At 74.3% G+C, this 20,536-nt stretch carries 24 protein-coding genes and 1 pseudogene; 12 read left to right on the forward strand and 13 right to left on the reverse strand.

Annotated features, from left to right (window positions below; translation table 11 throughout):
• Window positions 1-41: 41 nt before the first annotated feature.
• Window positions 42-500, reverse strand: a complete 459-nt coding sequence (locus ABT118_RS25405; RefSeq protein WP_350673121.1) for a hypothetical protein — start codon at window positions 498-500, stop codon at window positions 42-44.
• A gap of 21 nt (window positions 501-521) precedes the next feature.
• On the opposite strand from ABT118_RS25405, the gene ABT118_RS25410 reads away from it, so the two are divergent.
• A complete protein-coding gene (locus tag ABT118_RS25410) occupies window positions 522-1,169 on the forward strand; it encodes an MFS transporter (RefSeq protein ID WP_350673123.1) in 648 nt (215 codons plus the stop codon).
• On the opposite strand, the gene ABT118_RS25415 is transcribed toward ABT118_RS25410, so the two are convergent.
• Window positions 1,159-1,953: an ATP-grasp domain-containing protein gene (locus ABT118_RS25415; RefSeq protein ID WP_350673124.1), complete on the reverse strand. Its 795-nt coding sequence runs from the start codon at window positions 1,951-1,953 to the stop codon at window positions 1,159-1,161. The genes ABT118_RS25410 and ABT118_RS25415 overlap by 11 nt on opposite strands.
• Before the next feature lie 168 nt (window positions 1,954-2,121).
• On the opposite strand from ABT118_RS25415, the gene ABT118_RS25420 reads away from it, so the two are divergent.
• The 3 genes from ABT118_RS25420 to ABT118_RS25430 all read left to right on the forward strand — a co-directional run bounded on the left by ABT118_RS25420 (window position 2,122) and on the right by ABT118_RS25430 (window position 4,543).
• On the forward strand, window positions 2,122-2,886 hold the full coding sequence (locus ABT118_RS25420) for an enoyl-CoA hydratase family protein (RefSeq protein WP_350673126.1): 765 nt from the start codon (window positions 2,122-2,124) through the stop codon (window positions 2,884-2,886).
• A 13-nt stretch (window positions 2,887-2,899) separates the two neighbouring features.
• Window positions 2,900-3,688, forward strand: coding sequence for a nucleotidyltransferase domain-containing protein (locus ABT118_RS25425; protein WP_350673128.1), 789 nt, complete (start codon window positions 2,900-2,902; stop codon window positions 3,686-3,688).
• Between the two features lie 99 nt (window positions 3,689-3,787).
• A complete protein-coding gene (locus ABT118_RS25430) occupies window positions 3,788-4,543 on the forward strand; it encodes an acyltransferase (protein WP_350673130.1) in 756 nt (251 codons plus the stop codon).
• A gap of 1 nt (window position 4,544) precedes the next feature.
• Here ABT118_RS25430 and ABT118_RS25435 read toward each other — a convergent pair whose 3' ends face one another.
• From ABT118_RS25435 to ABT118_RS25450, 4 genes are all read right to left on the reverse strand, one after another.
• On the reverse strand, window positions 4,545-5,306 hold the full coding sequence (locus ABT118_RS25435) for a class I SAM-dependent methyltransferase (RefSeq protein WP_350673131.1): 762 nt from the start codon (window positions 5,304-5,306) through the stop codon (window positions 4,545-4,547).
• A gap of 98 nt (window positions 5,307-5,404) precedes the next feature.
• Window positions 5,405-6,274, reverse strand: a complete 870-nt coding sequence (locus tag ABT118_RS25440) for a dioxygenase family protein (RefSeq protein ID WP_350673135.1) — start codon at window positions 6,272-6,274, stop codon at window positions 5,405-5,407.
• 117 nt (window positions 6,275-6,391) lie between these two features.
• The gene (locus ABT118_RS25445; RefSeq protein ID WP_502884665.1) at window positions 6,392-7,321 is read right to left on the reverse strand and encodes a helix-turn-helix transcriptional regulator; all 930 of its coding nucleotides are present in this window, start codon (window positions 7,319-7,321) and stop codon (window positions 6,392-6,394) included.
• A 49-nt stretch (window positions 7,322-7,370) separates the two neighbouring features.
• Entirely contained in the window at window positions 7,371-7,940 is a 570-nt protein-coding gene (locus ABT118_RS25450; RefSeq protein ID WP_350673141.1) for a HutD/Ves family protein, read from the reverse strand.
• Between the two features lie 139 nt (window positions 7,941-8,079).
• On the opposite strand from ABT118_RS25450, the gene ABT118_RS25455 reads away from it, so the two are divergent.
• Window positions 8,080-8,868: an alpha/beta fold hydrolase gene (locus tag ABT118_RS25455; protein WP_350673143.1), complete on the forward strand. Its 789-nt coding sequence runs from the start codon at window positions 8,080-8,082 to the stop codon at window positions 8,866-8,868.
• Window positions 8,869-8,963: 95 nt separating this feature from the next.
• Window positions 8,964-9,470, forward strand: coding sequence for a GNAT family N-acetyltransferase (locus ABT118_RS25460; RefSeq protein WP_350673145.1), 507 nt, complete (start codon window positions 8,964-8,966; stop codon window positions 9,468-9,470).
• Between the two features lie 12 nt (window positions 9,471-9,482).
• Here ABT118_RS25460 and ABT118_RS25465 read toward each other — a convergent pair whose 3' ends face one another.
• Complete coding sequence (locus ABT118_RS25465) at window positions 9,483-10,715, reverse strand: MFS transporter (protein WP_350673148.1); 1,233 nt, start codon at window positions 10,713-10,715, stop codon at window positions 9,483-9,485.
• 101 nt (window positions 10,716-10,816) lie between these two features.
• On the opposite strand from ABT118_RS25465, the gene ABT118_RS25470 reads away from it, so the two are divergent.
• Complete coding sequence (locus tag ABT118_RS25470) at window positions 10,817-12,061, forward strand: ROK family protein (RefSeq protein WP_350673414.1); 1,245 nt, start codon at window positions 10,817-10,819, stop codon at window positions 12,059-12,061.
• Window positions 12,062-12,064: 3 nt separating this feature from the next.
• Here ABT118_RS25470 and ABT118_RS25475 read toward each other — a convergent pair whose 3' ends face one another.
• Both ABT118_RS25475 and ABT118_RS25480 read right to left on the reverse strand, forming a co-directional pair.
• Window positions 12,065-12,466, reverse strand: coding sequence for a VOC family protein (locus ABT118_RS25475; protein WP_350673150.1), 402 nt, complete (start codon window positions 12,464-12,466; stop codon window positions 12,065-12,067).
• A gap of 31 nt (window positions 12,467-12,497) precedes the next feature.
• Entirely contained in the window at window positions 12,498-13,628 is a 1,131-nt protein-coding gene (locus tag ABT118_RS25480; protein WP_350673153.1) for an alkene reductase, read from the reverse strand.
• Between the two features lie 66 nt (window positions 13,629-13,694).
• Here ABT118_RS25480 and ABT118_RS25485 point away from each other — a divergent pair, with 66 nt between their 5' ends.
• Complete coding sequence (locus ABT118_RS25485; protein WP_350673155.1) at window positions 13,695-14,063, forward strand: MerR family transcriptional regulator; 369 nt, start codon at window positions 13,695-13,697, stop codon at window positions 14,061-14,063.
• 68 nt (window positions 14,064-14,131) lie between these two features.
• Window positions 14,132-15,064 carry an RNA-binding protein gene (locus ABT118_RS25490; protein ID WP_350673156.1) on the forward strand — a complete coding sequence of 311 codons (933 nt, stop codon included), beginning with the start codon at window positions 14,132-14,134 and terminating at the stop codon, window positions 15,062-15,064.
• A 9-nt stretch (window positions 15,065-15,073) separates the two neighbouring features.
• Here the strand turns inward: ABT118_RS25490 and ABT118_RS25495 are convergent, their stop codons facing one another.
• Window positions 15,074-15,256 (reverse strand): hypothetical protein, encoded by a 183-nt coding sequence (locus tag ABT118_RS25495; protein ID WP_350673157.1) that lies wholly within the window; start codon window positions 15,254-15,256, stop codon window positions 15,074-15,076.
• Between the two features lie 178 nt (window positions 15,257-15,434).
• Here ABT118_RS25495 and ABT118_RS25500 point away from each other — a divergent pair, with 178 nt between their 5' ends.
• Window positions 15,435-16,298 (forward strand): PhzF family phenazine biosynthesis protein, encoded by an 864-nt coding sequence (locus ABT118_RS25500; protein ID WP_350673159.1) that lies wholly within the window; start codon window positions 15,435-15,437, stop codon window positions 16,296-16,298.
• A 26-nt stretch (window positions 16,299-16,324) separates the two neighbouring features.
• Here ABT118_RS25500 and ABT118_RS25505 read toward each other — a convergent pair whose 3' ends face one another.
• Both ABT118_RS25505 and ABT118_RS25510 read right to left on the reverse strand, forming a co-directional pair.
• A complete protein-coding gene (locus tag ABT118_RS25505) occupies window positions 16,325-16,870 on the reverse strand; it encodes a flavoprotein (RefSeq protein WP_350673162.1) in 546 nt (181 codons plus the stop codon).
• 169 nt (window positions 16,871-17,039) lie between these two features.
• Entirely contained in the window at window positions 17,040-18,209 is a 1,170-nt protein-coding gene (locus ABT118_RS25510; RefSeq protein WP_350673164.1) for an FAD-dependent monooxygenase, read from the reverse strand.
• Between the two features lie 68 nt (window positions 18,210-18,277).
• On the opposite strand from ABT118_RS25510, the gene ABT118_RS25515 reads away from it, so the two are divergent.
• Window positions 18,278-18,865: a TetR/AcrR family transcriptional regulator gene (locus tag ABT118_RS25515; RefSeq protein WP_350673166.1), complete on the forward strand. Its 588-nt coding sequence runs from the start codon at window positions 18,278-18,280 to the stop codon at window positions 18,863-18,865.
• Between the two features lie 18 nt (window positions 18,866-18,883).
• Window positions 18,884-19,829 (forward strand): annotated as a pseudogene (locus ABT118_RS25520) (phosphotransferase family protein).
• Here the strand turns inward: ABT118_RS25520 and ABT118_RS25525 are convergent.
• Window positions 19,814-20,500: a TetR/AcrR family transcriptional regulator gene (locus ABT118_RS25525; RefSeq protein WP_350673168.1), complete on the reverse strand. Its 687-nt coding sequence runs from the start codon at window positions 20,498-20,500 to the stop codon at window positions 19,814-19,816. The pseudogene ABT118_RS25520 and the gene ABT118_RS25525 sit on opposite strands and share 16 nt — an antisense overlap.
• Window positions 20,501-20,536 lie beyond the last annotated feature (36 nt).

Consider the following 20,536-nt stretch of genomic DNA (forward strand, 5'->3'; position numbering starts at 1 on the left):
ATGTAGGTCCGTCGGGCGGCGTTGGCCACCCACTACTGGGCTCACCAGCCCACCACCCTGTCGGCGTGCCGTGGGAGAGCGCCGTCTGAGCTGGCTGCGTCGGGCATCAAGAGGATGGCGTAGGCCGCCTGCAGAAGGATGAAGAGCACGATCGGTGCGGAGCCGGCGACAAGGAGCAGCGCCGGGAGGGCGTTGATCAGTACCGCCACGACCACCTGCACGCTCTTGCCCGTGGCGGCTCGGCGGGACATCAGGAGGAGGACCACGAGCACAGGACCTGCGGTCCAGAGTATGAAGACGCCAGGCAGCTCCAGTGCACCGAAGTGGTCCGGACCGAAGAGCGGGGCCCCCTGGAGCAGCAGGAGCAGCGGCGTGGAGCAGACGGCGAGGTACCGTGTCGCGGCCTGCGCGAACCAGCGCATCTCCCGCCTGAAGGCGGCCGCCCGGTGGAAGTCCGCACCTCGGACGACCAGAACGAGTAGCACCGGAATGCTGATCACGAGAAGAGCGGGACCGATCTCGTGGAGGTGCCGGGCGAGCGGGCCGGGAACCCCGCGCTGCGCAACCGCCCCTTCCTCGCCGTCACCGTGCTGAACGGGCTGCTGGGGCTCCAGTTCTCGATGCTGGAGGTGGGCGTCCCGCTCTGGGTGGTGGAGCACACCGAGGCGCCCCGGGTGCTGGTCGCGGTCTCACTGATCGTCAACACCGTGCTGGTGGTGGCGCTCCAGGTGCGCGCCACCCGGGGCACCGAGGAACCGGCCGCCGCCGCCCGGATCTTCCGCCGGGGCGGCCTGATGATCGCCGCCGCCTGCCTGCTGATCGGCCTGGCCCACGGCCTGCCCGGCTGGCTGGCCGCCGTGCTGCTGGTGGCGGGGGTGGCGTGCCAGACGCTCAGCGAGATCTCCTGCCAGGCGGCCGGCTGGGCGCTCAGCTACGACCTGGCGGGAGAGGGCCACCACGGCTCGTACCAGGGGGTGTTCAACTCCGGCATGGCGGCGGCCCTGATGCTCGGGCCGGTCCTGGTCACCACGGTGGTGATCACCAACGGCCTGGCCGGGTGGATCCTGCTCGGCGCGGTGATGCTGGCCGCCGCCGTCGCGATGCCGCCCACCGTCCGCTGGGCCCAGCGCACCAGGCCGGCCGCCCCGGTCACCACGGTCACCCCGTGACGACCGGGAGCTCCCGGCAGTACGGCCGGTCCGTCGGGCGGAGCTCGGTGAGCGGACCGGCCGCCCGGAGCACCACGTCCAGCACCGCGTCCGGCTCGCAGGCGTAACCGCCACTGGCCCAGGCCGGGTTGGCCTCCACCACGGCCCAGCGGCCGTCCGCGAGCAGGCCGACGTCGACCACCACCGCGCTCGGCAGCCCGGCCGCGCAGGCCGTCAGCACCTCGGCGGCGAACGCGGCCACCTCCCGGTGCAGCGGGTCCCGGTCGAGCGGTGCCACGTCGAGGTCGCCGTCCAGCGCGTACCGGCTGCCGGTCCGCACCCGGCCGTCGAGCACGAACAGTCGGTACTCCCGACGGAACGTCACCACCTCGCTGACCAGCACCGCCGTGTCGTCCGGCAGGGCGTCGGGGCCGGGCAGGCCGGAGCCGTCCGGGTACACCCGGGCCGCGAACAGCTTGTCCGAGGGCGGCTTGCAGAAGGCCGGGCGGCGCAGGCCCCGGGCCTCGGCCAGGGTGAGCAGCTCGATCGAACGGCGGGTCAGCTCGGGCGGCAGCCCGGCCAGCCAGCCGGGCAGCTCCTCCAGTGCGGCCAGGCCCAGCTCCCGCCCGACCGCGTCGGCGAACAGCGGCCCGCCGTACAGGTGCACCAGCGGAGGTGCGTCGGCCGGTGCCCGCCAGGCAGTCGCGGTGCGGGCGGACAGGCCGCGGGAACGGGCGGCGGTGAGCAGTTGCAGCCCGGTCTCGTTGATCCGGGGTGCGAGCAGGAGGAGTCGGTCGGTGGACATGGGCCCCGATGCTGCCGCACCCGCCCGGGCCCGGCCAACCGGATTCCCGGCCGACGGGTGGTGGGGCGGGCCTCTGGCCGGGAGGCGGGTGGGCATGTCAGAGTCCTGTCCGGACGGTCCCACCGGACCGGTCCGACCCACCCTCAGCCGGAAAGCAGGAGCAGCGCGATGACCCGCGAGGTACCTTTCGTCCGCGTCAGCACCGTCGATGCCGTGACCACCCTGGAGCTGGACTCCCCGCACAACCGGAACGCCCTGTCGACCCGGCTGATGGCCGAGTTGACGCGGGGTCTGGCCGAGGCGGCGGCCGACCCCGCCGTGCGGGCGGTGGTGCTCGGGCACACCGGGAAGGTGTTCTGCGCCGGGGCCGACCTCTCCGAGGCGACCGGGGCCGACCCGACCGTGGGCCCGCGCGGGCTGGTCGACCTCCAGCGGGCGATCGTGGACTGCCCGAAGCCGGTGGTCGCGCTGGTGAACGGCCACGTCCGGGCCGGCGGGCTGGGCCTGCTGGGCGCCGCCGACCTGGTGGTGGCCGGGCCGCTCTCCACCTTCGCGTTCACCGAGGTCAGGCTCGGTCTGGCGCCCGCCGTGATCTCGCTGCCGCTGCGCCCCAAGCTGGACCCGCGCGCGGCCTCCCGGTACTACCTCACCGGCGAGACCTTCGACGCCGCCGAGGCGGCCAGGATCGGTCTGGTCACCGAGGCCGCCGACGACCCGTCAGCCGCCGCGAAGCTGCTGCTGGACGCGATCCGGCTGGGCTCGCCGCAGGGCCTGGCCGAGTCGAAGAAGCTGGCCAACGCCGAGGTGGTGGCCAGTTTCGAGCGGGACGCGGACGAGCGGGTGGCCCAGTCCGCCCGGCTGTTCGGCTCGGCCGAGGCCCAGCAGGGCATGCGGGCGTTCCTGGAGCGCCGACCGGCCCCCTGGGCGGAGTAGTACGGTTGCGAGCATGATCGACAAGGGGCTGGACCAGCAGGGTTTCATCGCGCGCGAGGGCTCCCTCGACCGCGTACCAGCGCTGTTCGGCCCCTTGGTCGAGGCGGCTCGGCAGGGCATCGCCGACACCTTCGGCCCGGACCGGCTGCACAGCGCGTACCTGTACGGGAGCATCCCGCGCGGCACCGCCCGCCCCGGCCGCTCCGACCTCGACCTGTTGCTCGCCCTGCACCGTCCGCCGACCCCGGCGGACCGCGCCGACGCGGACGCCCTCGAGGCCGCCCTGGACGCCGCGCACCCGGTGGTCGACGGGGGCGGCATCCTGCTCGCCGACACCGCCACCCTGCTCGGCGAGCTCGAACGGTACGACCTGGGCTGGTTCACGGCCTGCCTGTGCACGCCGCTGCTCGGCCCTGACCTGGCCGAGCGGCTGCCCCGGTACCGGCCGACCTCGCTGCTGGCCCGGGAGACCAACGGCGACCTGGCACTGGCGCTGCCCCGCTGGCGCGCCAGCACCGCCGACCCCCGGGCGCTGAACCGGGGGATCTCCCGACGGCTCGTCAGGACCGCGTTCACCCTGGTGATGCCCCGGTGGGGCGGGTGGACCAGCGACCTGACCGCCTCCGCCGAGATCGCCGGGGGCTACTACCCCGAGCGGGCCGGGCAGCTGCGCACCGCCGCGCGGGTCGCGCTCGACCCGACCGGCGATCCGGAGCTGCGGCGGATGTTCACGGAGGACCTCGGCCCCTGGCTGGCGGCCGAGTACACCGCCGTGCACGGGGTGAAGGCACCCCGGCCCTGACCCTTGGTTTCCTGACCCCTGCCTCCGGCCGGCCCGGGCGGGTGTGACCTTGCTCCCGTCCGGTGTTACCGGCCGGTCGGTACCGCTAGCGTGGGGGACATGCCGAACGCCAGTACCCTGCTCGCCGCCGTCCGCGCCCGAGGCCGCAGGGCCGCCGGTCGGCTGGTGCACCGGGGCTGGGCCTGGGTGCAGCAGGCCGGAGCGGTGTCGAACCAGAACCCGGGGCCGTACCGGTTCCGCGAGTTGGGCGACGGCACCAAGCTGGCCTTCCCGCTCGGCGCGGTCTTCAACGAGCAGTGGATCACCATCGGCCCGTTCTCCATCATCGGCGAGCGGGTCACCATCTCGGCCGGCTTCGTGCCCGGGCTGGACCTGGGGGACGAGCCGATCGTGCGGATCGGCGGCGGCTGCGTGCTCGGCCGGGGGACGCACATCGTCGGCCACCAGTCGATCACGCTCGCGGACGACGTCTGGACCGGGCCGTACGTCTACATCACCGACACCGCGCACTCGTACCACGACACCGGGCTGCCGATCGGCAAGCAGTGGCCGCGCAACGAACCGGTGGAGATCGGCGCGGGCAGCTGGATCGGCACCGGTGCGGTGATCCTCCCCGGCGCCCGGCTGGGGCGGAACGTGGTGGTCGCGGCCGGGTCGGTGGTGCGCGGCGAGGTGCCGGACCACAGCGTGGTCGCGGGCGCCCCGGCGAAGGTGGTGCGCAGCTGGTCCGAACCCGAGGGCTGGCAACCGCCGTTCCGGCACGAGCCGCCGACCGCGCTGCCGGGCGACCTGACCGCCGATCAGCTCCGCGCGCTGATCGGCTGGGACCTGCGGCTGCCGGGCGAGGGCGAGTAGCTCAGACCGGCCGGCGGGCCTCGATCAGGACGCGGGCGGAGTGGGCCACGAACGGCCCCTCGGCCCGGATCAGCGCGTCCAGCTCGCGCAGCCGGTCGCGGTACTGCTCGACGGTGAAGCCGGGGACCATCCAGATCACCTTGCGGAGGAAGTAGACCACCGCGCCGATGTCGAGGAACTCCGTCCGCAGCCGCTCGTGCCGGAGGTCCACGATCTCCAGCCCGGCCGCCTCGGCCTCCCTGCACTCGTCCTCCGGGTGCCGGCCCCGGTGCACCTCGGCGGGCAGCGGGCCGAGGAAGTACTCCACCAGCTCGAACACGCTGGCCGGGCCGACGTGTTGGGCCAGGTAGCTGCCGCCGGGCCGGAGCACCCGGTGGATCTCGGTCCAGTACGGCCGCACCGGGTGACGACTGGTCACCAGGTCGAAGGCGGCGTCCGCGAACGGCAGCGGCGGCTCGTCCGGGGCCGCCACCACCACCGCGCCGAGCGGGTGCAGCAGCGCGGTCGCCTTCGCCACGTTCGGCGGCCAGGACTCGGTCGCGGCCATCACGGGCGGGAACGCCCCGGCCCCGGCGAGGACTTCACCACCGCCGGTCTGGATGTCCAGTGCGGCGGAGACCCCGGCCAGCCGGGCACCCACGGTGCGCTGGTACCCCCAGGAGGGGCGCTGCTCGGTGGCCCGGCCGTCCAGCCAGGAGAAGTCCCAGCCGTCGACGGAGACGGATTCGGCCTCGGCGACGAGGTCCTCGAAGGTGCGCGACATAACGGCATCATCGCGGCAGAACGGTCAGCGGGCAAACAGTTTCCCCGCAGGTCGCGCTCCCCGGTGCGGGCCGTGACCGCACCGGGGAGCAGCGGGCGCTAGAGCCGGCGCCAGAGTGCAGGCACGTTCGGCGGCTCCCAGCCGGTCATGGCGGTGTGGGCCTGGAGGCACTGGTACGAAGCGCCGCCGTAGGTGACTCGGTCACCGGCCCGGTAGGCGGTGCCGGCCGCCCAGGTGCCGCCGGTGGGGGTGGGCGTCGGGGTGGGCGTCGCGGTGGGGCTGGCGGTCGGGCTGGCGGTGGGGGACGGGCTCGGGTTCGGGGTCTGGGGGACGTTCAGGACGAAGTCGAAGCTGCCCTCCTTGCCGGTGCCGATCTGCCGCACGTCCATCAGCAGCCGGGCGTCGAAGATGGTGTCGGTGTTGTTGCGGGGCTCGTTCGGGAAGTAGAGCTGGGTGGTGAGCACCGGCCGGTTGGGGGCCTGGACCTTCACGTGGATGTGCCGGGTGCGCCCCGGGTAGAGGCCGGGCACGATCGTGCTCAGGGTGAACGCGCCCTGGGCGTTGGTGAACTGGTGGCCCCGGAAGGCGAAGCCGGTGTTGTCGTAGGAGCCGTTGGTGTCGGCCTGCCAGAAGTCCAGCAGCACGTTGGCGATCGGCAGGCAGGCCGAGCCGAAGACGTACCCGCTGACGGTGAGCCGGGTGCCCGGGGTGCTCGCCGTCACCAGCGAGGTGCGCAGCGGGGAGTTGGGCTTGAAGTACGGGCCCTCGGTCTGCGGGACGGTGGGCTCGTCGCCGTCGTCGCAGTCCGGGGTGAGCTCGGGGGCCAGGCCGGTGCCCTGCCGGTCGCGGGCGAGCGCGGTGCCGGCGCCGATCAGCAGCGGCGCGGCGCCGGCCGCGGCGACCGCCTTCAGCAGGGTCTTGCGGCTCAACAGGCGCTCGGGAGCCTGGGGTTCGTCCTGTGCGGACATGGGCGTCTCCTGGGGACGGGTGACGGGCATGGCCACCGTGGGGGAATGGCCATGACGGGGTCATGAGGGGCTCATGACAGCGGCTCGCCTGCAGTGACGCGGCGGCCAGCTGTGAACCTACGGGCCGTCCGGGAGCCCGGCGATGGACTCCAGCCGGGGATCGTGGTGATTTCCTCCGGTGCCGTCGCGGAACTCCCCCGGCGTCATGCCGGTCTCCCGCCGGAAGAAGCGGGAGAAGTAGGCCGGGTCACCGAACCCGGCCTCCCGGGCGATCTGGCGCACCGTCAGATCCGTTCTGGCCAGCAGGAGTTTGGCCGTCATGGTCTGCTGCTGCCGGATCAGATGGCCGGGCGTGCGGCCGGTGGCCTGCTTGACCAGGGTGTGCAGATGGCCGGGCGAGACGCCGAGCTGCCGGGCGCAGTCCGCCACCGAGCGGCCCGGTACGGCGATCAACTTCCGGAACGCGGCCGCCAGTTCCTCCGCCCGGCCGGGGGCGGCGGCATCGGCACCGGGGGCCGAGGCGCGCAGCGCCCGGACGATCAGGATGTGCAGGTACGAACGGAGCACCCCCGGGTACCCGGGGGCCAGCGACCGGTACTCCCGGTCCAACTCGCCCAGCAGCTCGGGCAGCTCCCGGTCCGCACCGCCCAGCCGCAGCCAGGGACGGCTCGCCAGCGTGCGCAGCGCGGCGCCGTCCTCGGCGGGGGAGAGCAGGAAGTCCTCGTTGAAGATCAGCACCTGCCCGGTGAGGCCGTCCACCTCGTCCCAGTAGTGCACCTGCCCCGGCGCGATCACGCACAGGTGCGGCGGATCCAGCGGCCAATGCTCCAGATCCAGCACGTGCGTACCGCGCCCGCCGGTCACGTGCACGATCTCGAAGAACGAGTGCCGGTGCGGGAATCCGGCCCGGGACATCTCGCCGATGGTGTCGAACGACCCGATCGCGAACGGCAGCAGGTGCGGCTCGGGCACCATCAGCCGGTGTACGGGAAAGTCGATGCTCACGGCAGCAGTCTGCGACCGCACCCCCGGAAAGGTCCAGACCATGTCGGGCGCGGGCGGACCGCCCGGTGACGGCCGCAGCGCCCGGGCGGGCTCAGGCCTGCTGCTGGATCGTCACCACCGCCGCGACGCCGTCCACCCGGAGCAGGTCCGTGGCCGGGCCGGTCAGCAGGGCGGCGTCGTAGCGGTCCAACCGCACGTCCGCCAGGTCGAGTTCGGCGCTGCCCGCGAGGCAGACCAGCAGCACCACCGCATCCGGCGGGACGGTGACGGTGCGTTGGAAGTCGGCGACCTCGACCACGGCGGCGGCCCGGCCCCGGCGGGTCATCACGTTGAAGTCCACCACCGGGCCGCCGAGCAGCTCGCAGCCGGTCTCGGCGTCACCGGGGAAGGCGAACGGGCGGTACGGCGCGTCCAGCCGGTGCTCGGCCCCGGCCACGGTGAGGGCCATCCCGGCGCCCTCGACCACGGTGATCACCCGGTCGACGCCCTCGAAGCGGGAGAACGGGCCGCCCTGGGCCACGTCCGCCAGGCTGACCCGCCAGTGGAAGTCCGCCAGCCCCGCCCCGGCCGGGTGCCCGGCGACCTCGCGGGTGATGCCGCCGCCGTTCAGCCAGGGGGTGGCGGCCCGCCGGTCGGCGCGGAGTACCTGAACCGTCGTCATCTGCTCGCCTCGCTGGTCGGACCGGCTCCGAGAGCCTGGGATCGGTGGTCCCAGGGTAAGCGCTGCTCTCCCGGCCGGCTCCGAGCGGCGGCAGAGTCGTCCCCGTCGAACAGATCACCCCCGACCCGAGGAGCCCACCATGCCCGTCGTCCCCGTCGCCGACGCCCAGGTCCACTACGACATCGCCGGTAGCGGCCCCGCCCTGGTGCTGGTGCACGGCACCGGCTCCGGCGGCGCCGCCGTCAACTGGGGCTCGACCGTGCCGCACTTCACCGGCGCCCACACCGTGATCACCCCCGACCTGTCCGGCGCCGGCCGCACCACCGACAGCGGCGCCCCGCTGACCGTCGAGGGCCTGGCCGCCCAGGTGATCGCCGTGATCGAGCACGCCGGACGCGGCCCGGTCGACCTGCTCGGCTTCTCGATGGGCGCGCCGGTCGCCGCCGCCGTCGCCGCCCTGCGCCCCGACCTGGTGCAGCGGCTGATCCTGGTGGCGGGCTGGGCGCACACCGGCGGCGACGAGTACCTGCGGAACCTTTTCACGCTCTGGCAGACCCTCGGCGGCCACGACTCCGACGCCTTCGGTCGACACGTGACCATGACCGGCTTCAGCCGCGGCTTCCTGAACGGCATCGGCCGCGAGCAGGTCGAGCTGCTGATCCCCAACCTGCCCGCCACCCCGGGCACGCTGCGCCACGTCGACCTGGACACCCGGATCGACATCCGCGCGCTGCTGCCCCGGATCACCGCCCCGACCCTGGTGATCGGCTGCACCCAGGACGCCACCGTCCCGGTCGAGCACAGCCGGGCCCTGCACGCGGCCCTGGCCGGCAGCAGCTACGCCGAACTCGACGCCGGGCACGTGGCGTTCTTCGAGCGGGAGGCCGAGTTCGTCGGGCTGGTCCGGGACTTCGTCCTGGTCTCCTGACCGCAATTCCCGCGCACCGGGCGGCCCGATCCGGCAGCATGACGGTCCGTTGGGCAGGACCGTCATCGTGGGCAGGGCCAGAAACGGAGACCACCGTGTTCGAGACCGACCGGCTGATCGTGCGGCTGTGGGAGCAGGCCGACCAGGAGCGCGCGTTCGACATCTACTCCCGCTGGGAGGTGGCCCGCTGGCTGGGCAGCACGCCCCGGGCGCTGGAGACGCCGGACGAGGCGGCGGCGCTGGTGGAGCGCTGCCGGGCCCGCTCGGCCGATCCCCGGTACGGGGTGTGGGCGGCGCAGCGGCGGGACACCGGCACGGTGGTGGGCTCCGTCCTGCTGATGCCGCTGCCGGACGGGGACGGCGAGGTGGAGGTCGGCTGGCACCTGCACCCGGACAGCTGGGGCCACGGCTTCGCCACCGAGGCGGCCCGGGGTGCGCTGGCCAAGGGGTTCGGCGACGGGCTGGCGCAGGTCCTCGCCGTGGTCCGGCCGGACAACGAACCGTCGCTGGCGGTCTGCCGACGGCTCGGGATGACCGCCACGGGCCGGACCGACCGCTGGTACGGCACCGAGATGGAGTCCTTCCGGATCGACCGGAGCTGACCGGCGGTCAGCTCACGCGGCGGCGGGCCGGGGCCGGACGGCCAGCGAGAGCAGGGCGGACAGGGCGGCCGCGGCCGCCACCGTGGTGAGGGCGAGCGGGAGCGTGGTGGCGTCGGCCAGGAAGCCGATCACCGGGGGACCGACCAGCATGCCCGCGTAGCCGAGGGTGGAGGCGGTGGCGACGCCGCGCGGGCCGCCCGCCGTGCCCGCGGCGGCGATGGCGAGCGGGAAGATGTTGGCCAGGCCGAGGCCGACCAGGACGAAGCCGAACAGCACCAGCGGCACGGCCGGGGAGAGCGCGGCGACCAGCATCCCGGCGCAGGCGGTCATCCCGCCGAAGAACATCACCCTGGTCTGCCCGGCCCGGACGGAGAGCCAGGTGCCGCCGAGCCGGCCGGCCGTCATCGCGAAGGCGTACGCGGCGTAGCCGGTGGCGGCCAGACCGGCACTCGCGTGCACGTCGTCGGTCAGGTGCAGGGTGGCCCAGTCGGCCAGCGCGCCCTCGCCGTAAGCGTCGCAGAGGGCGACCAGGCCGAGCAGCACCACCAGCAGGCCCGCGTGCCGGGCGGGGCGGCGGGCGGCGGGCCGCTCGGCGGCGGCCGGGGCGGCCGGGGCGGTGGCGGCGGCGGGTGCCCGGAGCAGGGCGGTGCCCGCGACCGCGGTGACCAGCAGGCCGAGCGCGCCGCTCAGGGTGAGCGCCCAGGCCGTGGTCAGGGTGCCCGCGAGCAGGCCGCCGACGGCGGCGCCGAGCAGCCCGCCGAGGCTGTAACCTGCGTGGAAGCTGGACATGACCGGGCGCCGGAGCTCGACCACCAGGTCCACGGCGGCACTGTTCATACTGACGTTGGCGGCGCCGTAGCCCGCGCCGAAGAGCAGCAGGGCGGCGCCCAGGGTGGGCACCGAGGCGGTGTGCGCGGGCAGCAGGACGGCGAGGCTGAGCGCGGCCAGTGAGCAGACGGTGACCGGGCGGCTGCCGTACCTGACGCAGAGCCGGCCGATCACCGGCATGGTGGCCACCGCTCCGGCCGAGAGGCAGAGCAGGGCCAGGCCGAGCGCGCTGTGCGAGGCCCCGACCTGGGCCCGGATGTCGGGGATGCGGACCACCCAGGCGGCGAACAGGAAGCCGTCGACGGCGAAGAAGGCGGTCAGGGCGATCCGGGCGGCGGTCCAGACGGGCGCGGGCCCGGGGACGGCCGGGGTCTTGTGGGCTGCTGAACGGACACTGGTTTTGTTTAGTAGCGGCACAAAAGCAGAATAGGGGAGTGCCGCACACACCTTCAAGTCCGCATCAGCCCGGCGAGGACCGCCGCCGCGCCGAATCCGCGCTCTCGGCCGCACTCCCGCGGCTGACCTCCCCCGACGGCAACGGCGCCCACGCCCGCCGCGCCGCGCCCGACCGGGGACGCACCCTGCTCGGCCCGGCGCTCGCGCTGGTGCACACCGGACAGGCCCCGACCCGGTCCGCGCTCACCAGCGCGCTGGAGGTGACCAGGGCCACAGCCGGCGCGGTCAGTGCCGAGCTGGAGGCGCTGGGGCTGATCACCGTGGACTCCAGCCCGGCCGGGGGCGGCCGCGGCCGCCCCTCGCACCGGCTGGCCGTCAACCCCGCGGGCCCGGTGGTGATCGCGGCCCAGATCCACGCGGACGGACTGAGCGTCGCGCTGGCCGGGCTCGGCGGCCAGCTCGAACCGCCGGTCCACCTGCCGCTGCCCGACGTCACCGGCCCGGTCCGGATGCTGCGCGCCGTGGCCGAGGCCGGGGCCGAACTCGCCCGCGCCAGCGCCCGGGTCTGCCTGGGCACCGCGCTCGCCCTGCCCAACCCGGTCACCGAGCCGGACGGCACCGCGCTGGTGGCGCTGCACTTCGCCTGGCCGAGCGGTACGCCGGTGGCCGACCTGTTCGCCGAGGAGGTCCGCAAGGCCGACCAGGGCCCCCGGGCCTGGTACCCCTTCCCGAGCGCGGTCGCCAACGACGCCAACCTGGCCGCGCTGGCCGAGCACCGGCACGGCGCGGGCCGGGGCGCCCGGCAGGTCCTGCTGGTCACCTCGGGCCACCGGGGCGTCGGCGGGGCACTGGTGATCGACGGCCGGCTGCACACCGGCAGTGCCGGACTCGCGCTGGAGGTCGGCCATCTGACGGTCGATCCGCAGGGCCGGCCGTGCCTGTGCGGCAACCGGGGCTGCCTCAACTCCGAGACCGACCCGGACGCCCTGTTCGCCGCCGCCGGCCGTACCCCCGACTCGGGCCGCCCGCTGCTGGTCCAGGCCCGCGAACTGGCCCGGTCCGCCGCCACCGACCCGGTGGCCCGGGCCGCGGTCGACCACCTGGTGGACCGCCTCGGCCTCGGCCTGGCCGGGATGGTCAACATCCTCAACCCCGACCGGATCGTGCTCAGCGGCCTGCACCGCTACCTGCTCGACGCCGCGCCGGACCGGCTGGCCTCGGTGGTCGCCGAGCGCTGTCTCTGGGGCCGCAGCGGCCGGGTGCCGATCGTGCCCGCCGGGGTGACCCACGGCGGGCTGGCCGGCGCGGCGGAGCTGGCCTGGGCGCCGTACCTGAACGACCCCCAGTCGGTGCTGCTGCCCGGCTGAGTCCTAGGGCCTGTCGTCCTGGTCCCGGGCGTCCTGCGGATACCAGCGCAGCTCGATCACGTTGCCGTCCGGGTCCTGGACGTAGACCGACTGGGCGCTGCCCCGGGCGCCGTACCGGCCGACCGGGCCCTCCAGCACGGTGAGGGCGCCGGAGTCGATCACCTGCTGCCAGTCCAGCGGGTCGACGACCAGGCAGAAGTGGTCGACGTTGGACTCGCCGCGCTCGCGGGCGAGCAGGTCGATGATGCTGTTCGCGTTGATCCGGACCGAGGGGAACGGGACCTTCCCGGCCCGCCACTCCTCGACCCGGACCGGTTCCAGGCCGAGCGGGCCGCAGTAGAACTCCAGGGCGCGCTCGACGTCCCGCACGTTCAGCACCAGGTGATCGAAGTCCTTGACGCGCACGGTGCGGCTCCCCGGATGTGATGACCGTCAGTCAGGTCGAGCCTAGGGCCTGTGCGGCGGGAACGGCGACCAGGACGGGGTAGTCGTTGTACCCGGCCTCGCCGCCGACGTACATCAGGGCGCCGTCCTGCACCTGGTTGACCGGGGCGCCGGTGCGCAGGCGCTCGACCAGGTCGGGGTTGGCCAGGAAGGGGCGACCGAGCGCGATTAGGTCGGCCCCGGCGGCCAGCAGCTGCTCGCCCTTGAGCCGGCCGCCGTCGGCGGGCAGCGGATCGCCCCAGCCCAGCGCCGGGTTGGCGACCAGGGCGGTCGGCCAGAGCTCGCGGATTCGCCGGAACAGCGGCTGCTCCGGGTCGGCGAAGACCAGGTGCAGGTAGGCCGGGGCGAGCTCGGCCAGTGCGGTGACCAGGGGCGGGTAGAGCTGCTCGGTGTCGCTCTCCTCGATGCCGTTGAACCTGGCGCCGGGGGCGATCCGCACCCCCACCCGCTCGGGGCCGATCGCCTCGGCGACCGCCCGGACCACCTCCACCGCGAACCGGATCCGGTGCTCGACCGGGCCGCCGTAGGCGTCGGTGCGGCGGTTGGTGTTCTGCGCCAGGAACTGGTGCAGCAGGTGGCCGTTGCCCGCGTGCACCTCCACCCCGGCGAAGCCCGCCTCCACCGCGTTGCGGGCGGCGGCGGCGAAGTCGGCCACGGTGGACCGGATCTCCTCGACCGTCAGCTCGCGCGGCACCACGGCGGGCTGGTGGCCGGTGGGCGTGAAGACGGTCTCGGGCAGGGCGACGGGCGAGGGCGCGACCGGTGTCAGCCCGCTGGTGTCCGGGTGGCCGACCCGGCCGCCGTGCTGGAGCTGCAGGAACATCCGGCCGCCCGCCGCGTGCACCGCCTCGGTCACCCGGCGCCAGCCGGCCACCTGGTCCCGGCTGTGGATCGCGGTGATGTTCGGGTAGGTCTGCCCCACCCGGTTCGGGGTGGCGGCCTCGGCGATGATCAGGCCGGCCGAGGCGCGCTGCGCGTAGTGGGTGACCATCATCGGCAGCGGTACGCCGTCAGCAGAGGCGCGGTTGCGGGTCATCGGCGCCATCACCAGCCGGTTGGGCAGGTCCAGAGTGCCGAGGCGGGCGGTTTCGAAGAGGCGGGACTCCGCCCGGGTGTTCGTCATGCCGGTACGGTAGGAGTTGACATCAGTGTCAGGTTCAAGTCCTTCGGAGACGATCGGGGTTGAGGCATGCGGATCGGTGAACTGGCGCGCGACACCGGAGTCAGCGAACGGTCGCTGCGCTACTACGAGACCCAGGGGCTGCTCCGGTCCGAACGCACCCCCGGCGGCCAACGCACCTACGGCGACTGGGCGGTGGACCGGGTGATCCGGATCCAGGCCCTCTACGCCGCCGGGCTGAACAGTCGCAAGATCGGCGAACTGCTGCCCTGCATGCGGGACGCGGACGGCGGCCCGAACGAACGGGCCACCCCGCAGCTGGTCGACGAACTCAGCGCCGAACGGGACCGGATCGACCGCATGATCACCGACCTGGTCCGCTCCCGGGACGTCCTCGACGAGGTGATCGGCACCGCCTCGGGGCGCCTGGTCGAGTAGACCGGCCCTGTGCGGAGCGGCCTGCGCCAGGGCGAGGATCATCAGCCCGGGGCGGTTAGATTGTCCGGATGCTCCCGTTCGTCCATCGCGTCACCAAGTACGACCCGGCCGACCGGGACGGGTCCGGCCACTACACCGGCACCGAGGACACCGACTGCGACGACGGCCCGGTGCTGGCCGCGTACCTGGCGGCGGTGCGGGCCTTCGCCGTCGAGGCCGGGGTCGAGCGGTTGGCGATCCGGGAGCCCGGGCTCGGCTCGCCGGACACCCGGCTGCCCGACGGGGTGACGGCGTACCACGACGGTGCGGAGGTGACGCTCGACCAGGCGATCGCGCTGCTCCGGGGGATGCTGCGCGGCGACGAGCTGTTCTGTCGCCTGGAGGCCGAGGGGCACTTCTTCGTGCACGTCGGCTGGGACCAGTACGTCTACGTCGGCAGTGCCGTGCCCTGCCCGGAGGCCGTCCGGCGGACCGCCGGCCTCGGCCTGTTCGCCGAGCGGCTCGACTGCTCCCCCTGCGAGCCGGAGCCGGAACCCGGCGAGCAGTGCCCGGCCGACGACCGGTTCTGGGCCCGGCTGGCGGCGGCGGTGGCGGACGGGCGGGTCGGCCTGCTGGAGGAGGCGTACGTCCAGAACCAGACCCGCTGGCACCGGCTGACCGTCCCCGGGCTGGACGCGGTCCGGGACGGGCTCGCGCCGCGGGCGCAGCTCAGTGCCTGGCCGGGGCCGGGCGAGGACGTGGCGGCGGTGCTCGGCAGCCTGTCGGCGGAGGAGTCGGCGGAGCTGGTCTGGGAGGACCGGGACGGGCGGCTGCACAGCCTCCTGGTCTGGGACGAGGAGGAGCTCGCGGAGCTGCCGGCCATCGCGGAACGGGCCCGGGCCGCGACCGTGCTGTCGCTGAACGCGGACGAGCGGAAGCCGCTGCTGAGCGCCGTACTGCCCGACCCCGACGGGGTGCTGCGGGCCCGCTGGCGGACCGAGCCGGGGACGCTCGACCGGTAGGAGGGCAGGTCAGGCCGGCCGGCGGAGGGTGCGGCGTCGGCGGATCGGGCGGAGCGGGCGGTGTTCGTGGCGGGGGAGGGTGGCCAGCCGGTCGGCCTCGTGCTCGGAGACGCGGTCGGGGGCGCCGGAGCCGTTGTCGGTCACGGTGTAGAGACCGGCGAGTGCGGTGGCGAGGTGGGCAAAGTCGCTCATGTGGGGCTTCCTCTCGGTGAGTTGCGGTGCCCTCAGCCTGACCGGTCGTCATGACGGGGGATTTGCCGCCAGGTCTCGTGCCGGTGCCGAGCGGGAGCGGGCGGGTTAAACCCTGGTGACCTGGACGGCCCGGGTGTTTCCGGGAATAGGCGGCCGGGCGGCGGCGTTGCGGCCGGACATGATCAACAACGCGCCCGAGGTGCTCCGGTACGCCGCCTTCACCACCGACCCGGCCGGTGGCAACCCTGCGGGGGTGGTGCTCGACGCCACCGGGCTGGACGCCGCCGCCCAGCTCGCGATCGCGGCTGGGCTCGGCTACTCCGAGACCGCCTTCCTCACCCCGGGCCCGACCGAACGCAGCTTCGCGGTGCGCTACTTCAGCCCGCTGGCGGAGGTCCCGTTCTGCGGGCACGCCACCGTGGCCACCGCCGTCGCGCTGGCGGACCGGATCGGCCCCGGTGAGCTGCTGTTCCAGACCGGGGCCGGCCCCGTCCCGGTCTCCGTCACCGCCGGGCCGGACGCGCTGGAGGCGACCCTCACCAGCGTCGAACCGCACGTGCTGCCGATTCCGCAGGCGGACGTGGCGGAGGCGCTCACCCTGCTCGGCTGGGCCGCCGCCGACCTGGACCCGTCCCTGCCGGCCCGGATCGCGTACGCCGGGGCCCGGCACCTGGTGCTCGCCGCCGCCACCCGCGAGCGGCTGGCCGACCTCGCCTACGACTTCGACGGCCTGGCCCGCTTCATGACGGACCGTGACCTGACCACCCTCCAGCTGGTCTGGCGCGAGTCCGTCGGCGTCTTCCACGTCCGCAACCCCTTCCCGGTCGGCGGCGTGGTCGAGGACCCGGCCACCGGCGCGGCGGCCGCCGCCTTCGGCGCCTACCTCCGCACCCTCGGCGAGACCACCCCCGACGCCGTGCTGACCCTGCACCAGGGCCACGACCTCGGCCGCCCGGGCCGCCTGCGGGTCGAGCTCCGCGCGGGCGACGCCCGCGTCCGGGTCACCGGCGCGGCCGTGGCGATCCCCGCCGACGTCGCCTGAGGTCCGTACCGGTACCGGTATGCCCCCTAGGCCCCGGGTTGCCGGTGCGCGCGGTCGAGGACCGGCCGGAGCAGGTCGAGGACGTGGGTCCAGCCGTAGCCGTCCGCTGCGCTCGCCCCGGGGACGTGGTCGCCGATCAGCACACCCATCGAGCGGAGCCGGGCCAGGCTCTCGGGGTAGGCCGGGTGGGCGGCCTGGGCGGAGTTGAGGCACGGCTGGACGGCGGTGGGGATGCCGAGCCCGTACGCCTCGCAGAGGATGCCGAGGGCGAGCGTGTCCGAGATGCCGGCGGCCCACTTGTTGATGGTGTTGAAGGTGGCCGGTGCGACCGCGATCGCATCGGCGGGCGGTAGCGGATTCGGGGTGCCGGGCGTGCGCCAGGCGGAGCGGATCGGGTAGCCGGTGGCGGCCTCGACCGCCTCCCGGTCGATGAAGCCGAGCGCCTGCGGGGTGGCCACCACGCCGACCTGCCAGCCCTCGTGCTGGGCGGCGGTGATGAGTCGGCCCACGTCGCCCGCGACCCCCGAGGCGCAGACGACGACGTAGAGGAAGGGCGCGCGCGGACCGGTCAAAGCTGGGCTCCCCGGAGAGTCGCCGTCCGGTGACCGGAGCAGCGTGATGGACATCCGCCGTGCAAAATACCTCGGGCAGCTCCGAACTGCTGTGCCTGATCGAGGAGCGACCGGCCCCCTTCCGCGCCCGACGGCTCCTGACGGCACGTCACCGGCCCGGCCGCACCCGTCAGGCGGCGCGGCGGTAGTCGGTCAGGGGTTCGGCGGTGCGGGCCAGGCGGCGTTCGACCGCTGCGGCGGCGTTCAGGAGCGGCAGTCGGGCCAGCGCGTTGCGCAGGACCCGGCCGCCCTCGGTCCTCGGGACCATGAGCCGGACGTTCGGGCCGATCTGCTGCCTGCGGGTGACCAGCGAGCGGTGGGCGGCCTCGTACCGGGCGAAGGCGGTCCGGTGGTCGCCGCCGGCTGCGGCCAGTTCCCCGGCCAGTCGGTAGGCGCCGACCAGGGCCAGTTCGGCACCCGCGCCCGAGGCCGGGGAGGCGCACCAGGCCGCGTCGCCGACCAGGGCGGTGCGTCCGTTCGACCAGGAGTCCATTCGGACCTGGCCGAGGGCGTCGAAGTAGAAGTCGGGGTCGGCCAGCGCCGCTGTCAGCAGGCCGCGGCCGGGCCGCCACGGCTGGTCGGCGAACGCCTCGGCGACCAGCCGCTTGTGCGCTGCGACATCGCGGCGGTCGTAACCCAGCGGCCCGGAGCGGAAGATGAAGTACGCCTTGGCCTCGGCGTGGTTGCCGGACCGGTACAAGCCGGCCATCCGGCCCGGTGTGTTGAACATCGTCACCCAGCGGTCCTCGCCCAGCCGGGCGTCGGCGTCGGCGAAGGCGAAGTAGTGGCCCAGGTGCCGGAGGTACCGCTCCTCGGGGCCGAAGGCGAGCCGCCGCAGGTCGGAGTGCACTCCGTCGGCGCCGACCACCAGGTCGAACCGGCGGTCGGCGGCGTGCGCGAAGCCGACCGTCACGCCGTGGTCGTCCTGCTCCAGGGTCCGGACCGAGTCCCCGAACCGGATCTCCACCTGGTCGGCCGACTCGCGCAGCAGCGCGACCAGGTCGCCCCGCATGATCTCGACCGAGGCGGCGTCGCGGGTGGCGATCCGGGCGACGGCGCGGTCGGCGGCGTCGACGAACTTGATGCCGTTCACGTCGGTGGCCAGGTCGCGGATGCGCTCCAGCAGGCCCATCCGGTCGGCCACGGTGATCGCGTCGCCGCGCAGGTCCACCCCGTTGCCGCCGGCGCGCAGGCCGGGGGCGCGCTCGACCACGGTGGGCCGTGCGCCGTGCCGGGCCAGCCAGTGGGCCAGGGCGAGTCCGGCGATTCCGGCTCCGGTGATCAGGATCCGCTCGTTCATGGGGGCTCTTCCCGTTAGAGTGAAGTGAAACGTGCGTTCCAGTTGAGTATGTGGAAGGGGCATTCCAGTTGTCAACGTCCCCGGGGCCCCAGGGCCCGCCGAAACGCCGCGCCGATGCCGTGCGCAACCGGGAGCTCGCCCTGGCCGCCGCCGTGGCGCTGATGTCCGAGCGTGGCGCGTCCCTGACCGTCGAGACCATCGCCAGGCGCGCCGGGCTGGGGGCGGCCACCGTCGTACGCGCCTTCGGCGGCAAGGACGCCCTGCTGGACGCCGCGGTCGCCCAACTGCTGGAGCCCGTCGTGCAACGGGCCCGCGATCTGCTCGCCGAAACCGCGCCCTACCTGGCGCTGCGGACGTTCCTGGGTGAACTGATCGCCTTTCAGGCCGCCCACCACGCCGTCAACGAGCAGCTCACCGGCCTCGACCTGCCCGCCACCACCGCACTGCGGGCCGGCCTGGTCGGCGCCGTGGAGGAGATGATCGGCGGCGCGCGCCGCGACGGCGAGGTCCGCGCGGACCTCGACCCCGCGGTCATCTCCGCCCTCATCGGCGCCACCGCCCTGGCCGTCGCCCGGGCCGAGCCGTCCTCGCCCGACCTCGTCCACGCCTACCTCACCGTCCTGTTGGACGGCCTCAGGCCGCATCTGGCGGCCTGAAAGTGTGATGATCGCGGCATGGACACAGGGGAGGGCTGGGCCGCGACGCGGTCCTGGGTGGAGCGGGGGCTGTCCGGGTCGGAGCGGATCGACGAGGTGGTCCGGCTGCGCGGGGGCTGGACCTCGGACATGCGCCGGCTGGGAGTCTCCGGGCCGGGAGGCGAGCGCGGGCTGGTGCTGCGGTCGTTCGTCAAGGCGTTCTTCGTCGAGCACGCCGAGGGGCTGCTGACCCGCGAGGCGGACGTGCTGCGGCTGCTCGAAGGCACGGATGTGCCCGCCGCCCGGCTGGTGGCGGTCGATGCCGGGGCGGAGCACTGCGACCACCCGTCGCTGCTGATGACCCTGCTGCCGGGAGCGATCCGGCTGGCCGACCAGGGGGGCGGACCTGCTGGCCCGTCAGCTGCTGCGGATCCACCGGGTGCAAGTGGATGCGGAGACCCGGCCGCGGGCCTACCAGGCCTGGACCGGCCCGGAGCGGGTGGACGTTCCGGCGGCCACCGGGCGCCCGGAGCTGTGGGAGCGCGCCGTGGACGTCATCCGGCGCGATCCGCCGGACCATCAACCCTGCTTCCTGCACCGGGACTTCCACCCCGGCAACGTCCTGTTCGAGGGGGCGGACGACGACGGCCTGCGGATCAGCGGCGTGGTCGACTGGGTGGAGACCTCCTGGGGGCCGGCCGACCTGGACGTGGCGCACTGCTCCACCGCCCTGGCGCTGCTGCACGGGGTCGAGGCGGGCATGGGCTTCGCCGACCGCTACGTCCGGGCGGGCGGCTCGCTGGCCGGGGAGCCCGGCGCCCACCTGTACTGGCGCCTGCTGGACGCCCTGGCCTTCGCCCCGGACGCCGAGAAGGTCGCCGCCCCCTGGCGGGAGTCGGGCCGAACCGACCTGACCCCCGGTGTGCTGGCCGGCCGCCTGGAGGACTACCTCCAGGCCCTGCTGACCCGCTACCCGGCCCGGTAGGCGCGGAGGAAGGCGGCCACGCCGCCGGAGACCAGGTGGTCGGTGGTCTCCGGTGGGAGGGGGAGGACGCCGTAGTGGGAGAGCTGGACGATGGCGTGCGAGGTCAGCGCCATGAAGTGGGAGCCGGCCAGGGCCGGGTCGCCGTGCAGGTCGAGCAGGCCGGCCCGGGCCAGGCCTGACATGGCGTCGGCGAGGGCGCGGCGGACCGGCTCCGGGCCGGCCGCCTGCCAGGCCGCCAGGACCTCGCCCGGTACGTGGTCGGCCTCGGCGTGGATGTGCCGGACCAGGGCGAAGTGGTCCGGGAACTCGGCCATCTGACTCACGAAGGCGTGCGCGAGGGCGGTGAGGTCGCGCTCCAGATCGGCGGGGCGGGGCGGCCGCTCGGGGTCCAACAGGGCGGTGATGCGGCCGATCTGGGCGTCCCGGACCTCGGCCGAGGTCCAGTCGACCACGGTGCGGAAGAGCTGCGCCTTGCCGTCCGGGAAGTGGTTGTAGAGGGTGCGGGTCGAGACGCCGGCCGCGGCGGCGAGTGCGTCCACCGAGGCGCGGGCGTAGCCCTCGCGGCCGAAGACGGTGCAGGAGGCCCCCGCGATGGCGATCTGCTTCGCCAGTCTGCGGGGCGGGACCTCGCGCCGGGCCTGTTCCAGCCTGGCCTCGTTGGTGTCGGACACACGCACCTCCCAAGAATTACAACGACCGTTGCACTT

This window comes from Kitasatospora sp. NPDC002040 (assembly GCF_040296785.1).
In the GTDB taxonomy this organism is placed as follows: Bacteria; Actinomycetota; Actinomycetes; order Streptomycetales; family Streptomycetaceae; genus Kitasatospora.

What these genes read in the sequence shown, in the direction of transcription:
- ABT118_RS25415 (WP_350673124.1), bottom strand. Translation starts at nt 1,953, where the DNA reads ATGTCCACCGACCGACTCCTCCTGCTCGCACCCCGGATCAACGAGACC.
- ABT118_RS25420 (WP_350673126.1), top strand. Translation starts at nt 2,122, where the DNA reads ATGACCCGCGAGGTACCTTTCGTCCGCGTCAGCACCGTCGATGCCGTG.
- ABT118_RS25425 (WP_350673128.1), top strand. Translation starts at nt 2,900, where the DNA reads ATGATCGACAAGGGGCTGGACCAGCAGGGTTTCATCGCGCGCGAGGGC.
- ABT118_RS25430 (WP_350673130.1), top strand. Translation starts at nt 3,788, where the DNA reads ATGCCGAACGCCAGTACCCTGCTCGCCGCCGTCCGCGCCCGAGGCCGC.
- ABT118_RS25435 (WP_350673131.1), bottom strand. Translation starts at nt 5,306, where the DNA reads ATGTCGCGCACCTTCGAGGACCTCGTCGCCGAGGCCGAATCCGTCTCC.
- ABT118_RS25440 (WP_350673135.1), bottom strand. Translation starts at nt 6,274, where the DNA reads ATGTCCGCACAGGACGAACCCCAGGCTCCCGAGCGCCTGTTGAGCCGC.
- ABT118_RS25445 (WP_502884665.1), bottom strand. Translation starts at nt 7,321, where the DNA reads ATGGTCTGGACCTTTCCGGGGGTGCGGTCGCAGACTGCTGCCGTGAGC.
- ABT118_RS25450 (WP_350673141.1), bottom strand. Translation starts at nt 7,940, where the DNA reads ATGACGACGGTTCAGGTACTCCGCGCCGACCGGCGGGCCGCCACCCCC.
- ABT118_RS25455 (WP_350673143.1), top strand. Translation starts at nt 8,080, where the DNA reads ATGCCCGTCGTCCCCGTCGCCGACGCCCAGGTCCACTACGACATCGCC.
- ABT118_RS25480 (WP_350673153.1), bottom strand. Translation starts at nt 13,628, where the DNA reads ATGACGAACACCCGGGCGGAGTCCCGCCTCTTCGAAACCGCCCGCCTC.
- ABT118_RS25485 (WP_350673155.1), top strand. Translation starts at nt 13,695, where the DNA reads ATGCGGATCGGTGAACTGGCGCGCGACACCGGAGTCAGCGAACGGTCG.
- ABT118_RS25490 (WP_350673156.1), top strand. Translation starts at nt 14,132, where the DNA reads ATGCTCCCGTTCGTCCATCGCGTCACCAAGTACGACCCGGCCGACCGG.
- ABT118_RS25495 (WP_350673157.1), bottom strand. Translation starts at nt 15,256, where the DNA reads ATGAGCGACTTTGCCCACCTCGCCACCGCACTCGCCGGTCTCTACACC.
- ABT118_RS25500 (WP_350673159.1), top strand. Translation starts at nt 15,435, where the DNA reads ATGATCAACAACGCGCCCGAGGTGCTCCGGTACGCCGCCTTCACCACC.
- ABT118_RS25510 (WP_350673164.1), bottom strand. Translation starts at nt 18,209, where the DNA reads ATGAACGAGCGGATCCTGATCACCGGAGCCGGAATCGCCGGACTCGCC.